This window comes from Actinoalloteichus spitiensis RMV-1378, assembly GCF_000239155.1.
In the GTDB taxonomy this organism is placed as follows: Bacteria; Actinomycetota; Actinomycetes; order Mycobacteriales; family Pseudonocardiaceae; genus Actinoalloteichus_B; species Actinoalloteichus_B spitiensis.
Map to the genome: position 1 here is coordinate 1 of NZ_AGVX02000565.1, position 8,802 is coordinate 8,802.

At 73.3% G+C, this 8,802-nt stretch carries 7 protein-coding genes; 3 read left to right on the plus strand and 4 right to left on the minus strand.

The features are described from left to right. Positions 1–1,109 precede the first annotated feature (1,109 nt). The gene (locus ACTIDRAF_RS0221765; protein WP_016700826.1) at positions 1,110–2,162 is read left to right on the plus strand and encodes an NAD(P)/FAD-dependent oxidoreductase; all 1,053 of its coding nucleotides are present in this window, start codon (positions 1,110–1,112) and stop codon (positions 2,160–2,162) included. A gap of 44 nt (positions 2,163–2,206) precedes the next feature. Here the strand turns inward: ACTIDRAF_RS0221765 and ACTIDRAF_RS0221770 are convergent, their stop codons facing one another. The 3 genes from ACTIDRAF_RS0221770 to ACTIDRAF_RS0221780 all read right to left on the minus strand — a co-directional run bounded on the left by ACTIDRAF_RS0221770 (position 2,207) and on the right by ACTIDRAF_RS0221780 (position 5,119). Continuing rightward, entirely contained in the window at positions 2,207–2,857 is a 651-nt protein-coding gene (locus ACTIDRAF_RS0221770) for a class I SAM-dependent methyltransferase (protein WP_016700827.1), read from the minus strand. 76 nt (positions 2,858–2,933) lie between these two features. Next, positions 2,934–4,433 carry an FAD-dependent monooxygenase gene (locus ACTIDRAF_RS0221775; RefSeq protein ID WP_016700828.1) on the minus strand — a complete coding sequence of 500 codons (1,500 nt, stop codon included), beginning with the start codon at positions 4,431–4,433 and terminating at the stop codon, positions 2,934–2,936. Then, positions 4,430–5,119: an acyl-CoA-like ligand-binding transcription factor gene (locus ACTIDRAF_RS0221780; protein ID WP_156038577.1), complete on the minus strand. Its 690-nt coding sequence runs from the start codon at positions 5,117–5,119 to the stop codon at positions 4,430–4,432. The genes ACTIDRAF_RS0221775 and ACTIDRAF_RS0221780 overlap by 4 nt, the downstream gene beginning before the upstream one ends. 218 nt (positions 5,120–5,337) lie before the next feature. Between ACTIDRAF_RS0221780 and ACTIDRAF_RS34590 the strand changes: the two genes are divergently transcribed. Further along, positions 5,338–5,916, plus strand: a complete 579-nt coding sequence (locus ACTIDRAF_RS34590; RefSeq protein ID WP_016700830.1) for an AAA family ATPase — start codon at positions 5,338–5,340, stop codon at positions 5,914–5,916. Between the two features lie 161 nt (positions 5,917–6,077). On the opposite strand, the gene ACTIDRAF_RS0221790 is transcribed toward ACTIDRAF_RS34590, so the two are convergent. Continuing rightward, positions 6,078–6,626, minus strand: a complete 549-nt coding sequence (locus tag ACTIDRAF_RS0221790) for a hypothetical protein (RefSeq protein WP_157163196.1) — start codon at positions 6,624–6,626, stop codon at positions 6,078–6,080. A gap of 381 nt (positions 6,627–7,007) precedes the next feature. On the opposite strand from ACTIDRAF_RS0221790, the gene ACTIDRAF_RS0221795 reads away from it, so the two are divergent. Then, positions 7,008–8,534 (plus strand): carboxylesterase/lipase family protein, encoded by a 1,527-nt coding sequence (locus ACTIDRAF_RS0221795; protein ID WP_016700832.1) that lies wholly within the window; start codon positions 7,008–7,010, stop codon positions 8,532–8,534. Positions 8,535–8,802: the final 268 nt, after the last annotated feature.

The following is an 8,802-nucleotide window of genomic DNA, read 5'->3' on the forward strand; positions in this document are numbered from 1 at the left end:
ACACGGCGGGGGAGGGGGCGGCCCCCGGGGGCCGGTGGCGGCGAGGAGGTCGACGCGGACGTGCCGCTCCCGCGTCGCGGGGTGGAACGGGGGGCCCCGACATCCCGCCCAGCGGCGCCCGGCGGGAGGCCGACGAAACGGTGGACGACCCTCGCCCCTTTCGCCGAGCGGTTTCGAGGAACGATTTCCAGCGGCACGGCCTCCCACGACGACGACCGTTGTTCGCGGGTCCCGGTCATCGTCGGAGGGCGGTCCGCATTTCGTGCCGCGAGAGTCCGCACAACGGCAGATCGTAGCGACCACCGGACATCCTGACCATTGGCCGTGGCGAACCGAACGGGCACCCGAATCATCGGGGCCCCGCGGAATTCGGCGGCCGCCGCTGTCAATCCCACGTTCGGAGCAAAGGGGCCAACCCCTGCCCCGCCTGCCACCGTCCCGCCGAGCCGACGCGGTGCCCGCAACCCCGCCCCGGCCGGTGGTCAGCGCGCCCCCGGCGCCGCGCGTACCACCTGGTCATCCCCACGTGACGGTCGAGCGGAAGCCCTCGCGCCACGACCTCTGACCAGTGGGGAGCGTGGCACCACCACCAGGGGCGGACGGAACGCGTCGCACGGCGAAATGCCGTCGGTCCGATTTCCGGTCCTTCCCGCTCCTCGGCGGGAATGGGGGGATTGCCGGTGCTCTCCCGCTCGTGGCAGAGTCCTGGGTGGTCCCGACCGGGGAGGTCGAATGCGGGCGGTGGGAATCGGGGCGCCGTATGCCGGTGTACCGGTGTTCCGAGTTCTCCGGCGGGGCATGGCGAGGAAAACCGCGTCGGATCACTTCTCGCCGCCGCTCCCGGCCCGGTGTCAGCCGGCGTCGGCGTCCCACGACGGCAACGTCCCGGAATCCCCACCGGTCATGGTCACCGGGAAGGCGACCGCGCCGTTACCGGCAGCCCGGCGTCGCCCGGACGACGACGGGGTCGGCGAGCCGACGCGAGCCCCGGCGGCACGGGCCGCTCGGCACGCCCCCGGCGGTGACCACCGGCACGGGCAACCCCGGCACCGCTCCGCTCCGCATCGGGATCGCCGTCGTCGATCCGCGCGCTCGCGGCGGGATGCGCCATGACCGAGGCCGTCGTCGTGGGCGGGGGCGTGGTCGGTCTCTCCGCCGCCCGTGAACTGGCACGCGCCGGCCTGTCCGTCACCCTCCGCACGGCCGCCGGGATCGGGGACGGTGCCAGTGCCGCCGCCCACGGGCAGCTCGTCCCCCCGGCCGCGCCCCTGACCGGCCTGTGGAAGGCGAGCCTGACCGCCTACGACGAGGTCTCTCCCGGCACGACCACCGGACGGCTCGTCCTCGCCGAGACCGCGACCGAGGCGGCCGCGCTCCTCGACGGCCCCGGCACCGTCCTGGCCGGACCCGAGCTCGCCGCCCTGGAACCCGCGCTGGCCCCCGGCGTCCGGGCGGCCCTGCACCAGCCGGAGGCAAGGCGGATCGACCCCCGTGAGGTCACGCGCGCCCTGCACGCCGAACTGGTGGCCCTCGGGGTGCGCGTGTCGGAGTACGACCCGGTCGTCGACATCCTCCGCGAGCCCGGACGCTGGCGGTTGCGCGGTACCGACGGCACGGGCCGCCTCCACCGCGTCGTCGTCCTCACCACCGGACTGGGCACCCGACAGCTGTGCGCCCAGCTCGGGCACCGCATGCGGCTGACCGGGTCGCGGGGTCGCCTCCTGCGCACGGTTCCCACCGCCCCACTGCTCGGCCACATCCTGGGCGAGGTCAGCATCGGGCCAGCCAGGACCGGGACGGCGGTCGGGCTCCTGGTCCACCAGCGCGCCGACGGTGTCGTTCTCGTCGGCGCCAGCTGGACGGCGGAGGACCAGGCGGAACCGGCCGATCTCGACCGCCGCATCCTGCGCCGCGCCGCCACCCTGGTACCCGCGCTCGCCGACATCCCGGTGGCCGGCCGCCGCTCCGGCGTCCGACCCCTGTCGCCCACCGGCAGACCGATCATCGACGAGATCGACGACGACCTGTACGTCTGCTGCGGGCACGGCGGGGAGGGCTTCATCCTCGGCCCTGGTTCCGCCGCCCTGCTCGCCGATCTCGTCCTCGACCGCCGACCGGTGACCGACCCGGCTCCGTTCCGCCACCAGGAGGAGCCGGAGTGACGGCGCCCCGGGCGTCCACCGGGCCGGCACGTGCCGCCGGGTGGTCACCCCCGCCCGGCGGCACGCCGCACCAGGAGATGGCCACGGCGGAACCGCTCACCCTCGCCAGGCTCCCGCGTCATCCGACCCACCTCCAGGAAGCCCGCCCGGTCGAGCAGCTCCGCGAGTTCGTCGACCGGCCAGCGGTAGGCGGTGACGACCCTGTGGTCGAACGCGGTCACCGGGTCGCCCTCCGACTCGAAGAAGCCGAGGAGGAGGTGACCACCGGTGGCGAGCACCCGACCGAATTCGGCCAGGTACCCGGGAACGCTCTCCGGCGGGGCGTGGATGATCGAGTACCAGGACACGATGCCGGACACCGACCCGTCGGCCAGGTCGAGGCGGTCCATCGACCCGAGGTCGAACCGCAGGTCGGGATACGCCCGGCTGGCGATGTCGATCATCGCTGGGGAGAGGTCGACGCCGAAGACGTCCAGGCCGAGCTCCCGCAGGTGCGCGGTCAGCTGCCCGGGGCCGCAACCCAGCTCGACCACCGGGCCCGGGCTCGTGGTCCGCACGAGTTCGGCGAAGGCGGCGAGCACCGCGCGATCCAGCGGAAGGCCGGCCAAGGCGTCGCGGGCGAACTCGGCGTAGGGCACGGCCAGCTGGTCGTAGGCGGTGGCGGTCCGGGACAGGTGGGAGTCGACGTCGGTCACGACCGAGCACGGTAGAGGTGGTACCGGTCGGCCCGTGGGCGGGGCCGCCCACCGTCGACCGGCGCGGCCGACCCGCTCAGCCGGCGGCGAACCACTGGTCGACGGCGTGCCGCGGGCCCTCCTGGTCCGGCCGGGGCTCGTTCGACGCCCACGCCACCCAGGAATCCGGTCGGAGGAGGAGAGCGGTCACGTCGGTGTCCGCCCTGGCCCGCACGACCTCGACTCCCGCGACGTCCAGTTCACCGCCCTCGGTGAGGTCCAGCAGCAGGGGACGCGCTGCCCTGACCATTTCGGACAGCCGCACCGTTCCCCGCGAGGTGCGCAGGTCCAGTTCCGGCGCGGCCCACCCCGCCCACGGGTGGGCTCCTTCCGCCACCGGGTACCGGACGTCCGAACCGGCCACGAGATCGGCGAGGACCCGGACGACGCCAGGTTGGGTGAGCAGCTCGCCGAACACCTGGCGCAGGCCCGTGACGTCGTCGCCAGGCGCGAGCAACGCCGCCTGGGCCTGCGAGAAGGTGATGGCGCGGTCGGCGTGCGGTCGGCGTTCGGTGTCATAGGTGTCCAGCACGTCGACCCCGCCGGTGAGCCGAGCCGCGAGCTTCCACCCGAGGTTGATCGCGTCCTGGAGGCCCAGGTTCAGCCCCGTGCCGCCGGCGGGGAGGACGTGCGCCGCGTCGCCGACGAGGAACACCCGGCCCGCCCGGTACCGCTCCGCGACGCGGGTGTTGCCGCCCCGGAGCCGGCGCAGCAGGTGTGGCCCCTCGCCAGCCGGCGACTGGAGGGGAACGTCGGTACCCAGCACCCTGCGCACGCTGGCCCGCATCTCCTCCAGGCTCATGGGGACGTCGATGTCCGGCCCGTCCCACTCGACGGTGGCGATCAGCGGGGGGCGCCCCGGGAGCGGCGCGTAGGTGAAACCGCCGTGGGCCGTGCGGGCGGGCAGGAACGGCGGGACGGCACCGTGACCAGGCACGGTCAGGACGCCGGTCGCCGCGTCCACCCACTCCGGCGGCACCGTGGCGTGCGCCGTGCGCGTGGTGGTCCTGTCGTGGGTGACACCCGGGAACCCGATCCCGGCGGCCTCGCGGACCGCGCTGTGCGCGCTGTCGGCCCCCACGAGGTACCTGGCCCGCAGTTCGTGGGCACCTCGTGGACCGTCGACGGCGAGGGTGACGCCGTCGTCGTCCTGGACGAGGCCGGTGCACTCGTGCCCCCGGCGGATGTCGACGCCCAATTCGCGGGCGCGGTCCTCGAGCACGCCCACGAGGTCCCGTTCCGGCACCGGGAGGGTGTGGAGCGGGCTGTCCTCCACCAGGCCCAGGTCGAGCGGTAACGCCCCGAACACGTAGTGCCCCCGGTGGGCCCGTGGCGGGCCGGGCTGGCCGCTGAGCCGTTCGAACAGCCCCCGGCGGTCCACCATCCTGACGACCTGCCCGACGAGCCCGTTCGACCGGGGTTCCGGATTCGGTTCGGTGCGGCGTTCCAACACCACCGGGCGGACGCCTCCGAGGGCGAGCTCGCAGGCGAGCATCAGTCCGTTGGGGCCGCCGCCAACGATGACCACGTCGTTCATGGGTTTCCCTCCGTCTCGTGCCGCGCGGTCGGACCGGGTTCGGCGGAGGCGCCGAGGGTTCGGCCTGGCGGGTTCCGGCTGGGCGCCGGCATACCTGTGCGGATCTGGTCGAAGACCTCGCGGAGCAACGCGACGAGCGACTGCCGAGGATCACGGGTCCAGTGCGTCAGCGCCGAGCCGAGCCCGGCGCCGACGACGGCGGCGACGGTGCCCGGGTACAGGTCCTCCGGCTCGGTGCCGGTGCGTTCGGCCACGGCGGCCGCGAGTTCCCGCTGCGAGGTGGCGTGCGCGCGGAACACCTCGTGCTGGACCGCGGGCGTGGCGAGCAGCGCGCGCAGTGCCGAGGCGTAGGCGTCGTCCGGCCTCGGCGGTGTCCCTCCTGGGGGCTCGAACTGTTCGACGACCGCGTGGACCAGCGCGTCCCAGAGCGGTTCGTCGGCTGGCCGTGCCCGCAGGGCCGCCGCGGTCCGCCGACCGCGTTCGACGTGGTTGGCCACCACGGCCTCGGCCTTGTTGGAGAAGTAGTTGCGGAAGGTGCGTTCCGAGACGTTCGCCTCGGCCGCGATGTCCTCCACCGACACGTTCTCCAGCCCGTGTGCCAGGGCCAGGCGAATGGTCGCCTGGCTCAGTGCGAGGCGTGTCTCCCGCTTCTTGCGTTCCCGCAGCCCGCCTTCGGTCGTGCTCACGGACGACACCGTAGCAAAAGTTGCCGAAGAGGAAAAATTTCCTGACTGGCAAGATTTCTTGGGCTGGTGTCCGCATCGATCGGACGCTTCGCTGGGGCCGAGCACCGGCCCGCCGTTCACCGCCGGCGTGCTCGGAGATCCCGTGCGTGGGAGCCATCGGGGTCAGGGAGCCGACCCGCTAGGCTGCCGGCTGCGCTGACGAGGGGGAGAACGGACCGATGGCGGAGAGTCCCGAACGCACCGGGGGGCACGAGGAGACGGCACGCCCGAGGCGGATCGTCGTGCTCGGTACCAGTGGTTCCGGCAAGAGCACCCTGGCGACCAGGCTCGCGAGGGAACTCGGGATCGACCACGTCGAACTCGACGCGCTCCACCACGGTCCCCACTGGACTCCCCGCCCCACCGAGGAGTTCGCCGCCGACATCGCCGAGCTGCGCGACCGGCCCGCCTGGGTCGTGGACGGCAACTACATCGACCGGGTCGCCGACACCCTCTGGCCCCGGGCCGACCTCGTGGTGTGGCTGGACCTGCCCCTGGCCGTCATCCTCCCCAGGATCCTGCGCCGCACCGTCCGGCGGATCCGGCACCGCACCGAACTGTGGGCGGGCAACCGCGAGGACTGGTCGGCGTTGTTCGGCCGGCACTCCCTGCTCGTGTGGGCGGTGCGGTCCCAGCGCGCGCACCAGGCGGAACTGCCGGGGAGGCTCGCGGCCCTGCGGAGGAGCGGGGTGCGCGTCGTCCGGCTGACCTCCGGACGTGCCGCCGACCGGTGGCTCGTCGAGGAGACGAACGGCTGACCTCCGGACCACCCGTACCCGGCGGGTGACCCGGCCGTGGGGTGGCCCCGGGGGCCGCTCCGTCCCGCGCCGCCGGGCCACCCGCCCCACGCCATCCGCGCGGTCGCCCGCGCCCGAGCCGCGTTCGTCGAACCCGGGCGGGAACGGGGAGTGGCGGGGGATCAGGGTTCGGTGTGGAAAGCGAACTCGTAGTCGTCGCCGGCCGAGCCCTTGACGCAGGCGATCCCGGCCGTCTCACCGTCGTCGACGGTGCACGACCAGCCGTGGGAGACGTCCACGTTCCCGAGGGCCGCCTCGGCCTTCTCCTCGTCCGGCAGCGAGAGGAACTCGTCGATCACGTTGAACGCCTCGGTGCAGCCCACCCGGCCGCCGACCGTGGGCATGGCGATCAGCCGGTGCGCGCCGGTGTCGGTCTCGATCTCGCCGCAGTCCACCCGTTCCAGGTCGTCGGTCGCCGACGTCGCGCCATCGTCGGCCGCTCCGCCCGCCCCCGGGTCGGCGGTTCCCGCCCCGGAGGTGGCCGACCCCGACGTCGGCGCCCCGAGGCCCGGGTCCGTCGTCGGTTCGTCCAGCCCGGACCCGGTCGTCGCGTCGACGCCGTCGCCGGGACTGGTCGGCTCCTGGTCGCCGGAGCCCTCCCCACACCCGACCAGGAACACCCCGCCGAAGGCGAGGACGGCGGGAATGAGCACACCAGGACGTCGCATCATCGCAGGTCCTCCTGTCTGTCGTGTCCCTTCACCCATCCAGACGCACCTGGAAGGGCAAGGTTGTCGCGGGGAAAGATCCGTTGGACATTTACCAACCATAGGGTTGTGTTTGTGCCTCGTGGTCGCGACACCATCCACGCGTTCGTCGGGCGACCGTGTCCGGGCTACCCGGACCCGTGGCGGTGTACACATCGGTCCCTGGGCGAGGAGCTGACATCGACCTCGGGTGAACCCCGCGCGTTCGTCCGAACGGAGGGCGCCGACCCGCCATTCGGCCCCGGTAGAACACTGGTCGACCGGTCCCCAACGCGGTGCGACGATGGCCGTGGGCCAGGACGGCACGCCCCGGCCCGCCGTCGCCCCACACCGAGAGGACAGCACGTGAGAGATCGGCACCACCCGCCGAGCGGCACCGACCAGTACTCCTCCGAGGGGGCCGTGGTCACGACGCGGGCCGGCAGGGTGCGCGGCAGGAACGAGAACGGCGTGCACCGCTTCCTCGGGATCCCCTACGCCGCCGCACCCAGCGGCCCGAACCGATTCCTGCCACCGAACCCGGCGCCGCCCTGGGCCGGAGTGCGTGACGCTGGTGCCGACGGCCCCACACCTCCACAACTCCCGACGCCGCCGCCCCTCGACGCGTTCCTCCCCACCGTCGCCGGCGCCGACTACCTCAACGTCAACGTCTGGACCAGCCAACCCGGGGACGCCCGGCAACCAGTCATGGTGTGGATCCCCGGTGGGGGCTTCGACACCGGCAACAACGTCATCTACGACGGGAGCCGCTTCGCCCGCGACGGAGTCGTGCTGGTGGCCATCAACTACCGGCTCGGCGCGGAGGGCTTCCTCGTCCTCGACGACGACATCGCCAACGTCGGGCTGCTCGACCAGATCGCCGCCCTGGAATGGGTGCACGACAACATCGCCGCCTTCGGCGGCGACCCGGACAACGTCACCGTCTTCGGGCAGTCCTCCGGAGCGATGAGCGTCGGCACCCTGCTCACGATGCCCAACGCCAGGGGACTGTTCCGCCGCGCCATCATGCAGAGCGGAGCCGGTAACCTCTGCTACTCCCTCGACACCGGTCGGGAGATCGGTCACCGCGTCGCCGACATGCTCGGGGTCGCCCCCACCCGCGAAGCCGTCGCCGAGGCCGGAGTGGATCGCCTCCTCGCCGCCCAGCTGTCCGTGGCAGGGGACCTCGCCCGCACGCCCGACCCCCAGCGGTGGGGTGCCGAACCCGGGGCACGGGTCAACATGTGGCGGCCGACGGTCGACGGCGTGACCCTTCCCCGCGTTCCCCTCGAGGCGATCGCGTCGGGAGCGGGAAGTGACGTGGACGTCCTCATCGGGCAGAACGCCGAGGAGGGACGCCTCTCGTTGGTGCCCTTCGCCGGGCTCGACTCGGTCACCGACGCCGCGTTCCTCGACGCGCTGCGGCTCTACCGGCTACCCGACAGCGCCGCCACCGACTACCGGACCGCGTACCCCGACGCGACCCCCGGCGAGCTCCTCGCGATCCTCCAGGGGGACTGGTTCTACCGGATACCGGCGATCCGGCTCGCCGAAGCACGAGCCGACGCGGCCGCCCGCACCCACATGTACGAGTTCACCTGGCGCTCGCCCCAGTTCGACGGCCACCTCGGAGCCTGCCACTTCCTGGAGATCCCGTTCGTCTTCGACCTCCTGGACGACCCCGTGATGCGGTGGGTCACCGGCCCGAACCCGCCCCAGCCGCTCGCGGACCTCATGCACTCGACCTGGGTCCGGTTCGCCGCCACGGGTGAGGTGCCCTGGCCACGTTACGAACCGGCACGTCGAACCACCATGTGCTTCGACGCCGACCCGGTGGTGCGCGACGACCCCTCGCCGATCCGAGCTACCTGGGCGGGCGTGGACCTGACCTGACCCACCCACCTCAGGACCGGGAACGACCGGTGAGCCCGGGTGGTCGGACCACGTGCGCCGTCACGTGGAGCAGCGGGAGGGGCACGCCGAAGCCCCGGGTCCGCGGCGGCGCAACGACGACTCCCGGGGAACGGTCGCGCCTCGCCGTGCGGCCGCACGGCGAGGCCACCGAGGATCCGGCCCGCCCTCCGCCACCTCGGACCGTGCCGGTGGCCGGACGACGAGACGGGCGGGAGCGGTGCTCAGCCCCGGCTCCCGAAGACCCAGT

Bases quoted from the DNA above. Each gene is read 5' to 3' on its own strand.
- ACTIDRAF_RS0221765 (WP_016700826.1), top strand. From the start codon at position 1,110: ATGACCGAGGCCGTCGTCGTGGGCGGGGGCGTGGTCGGTCTCTCCGCC.
- ACTIDRAF_RS0221775 (WP_016700828.1), bottom strand. From the start codon at position 4,433: ATGAACGACGTGGTCATCGTTGGCGGCGGCCCCAACGGACTGATGCTC.
- ACTIDRAF_RS34590 (WP_016700830.1), top strand. From the start codon at position 5,338: ATGGCGGAGAGTCCCGAACGCACCGGGGGGCACGAGGAGACGGCACGC.
- ACTIDRAF_RS0221790 (WP_157163196.1), bottom strand. From the start codon at position 6,626: ATGATGCGACGTCCTGGTGTGCTCATTCCCGCCGTCCTCGCCTTCGGC.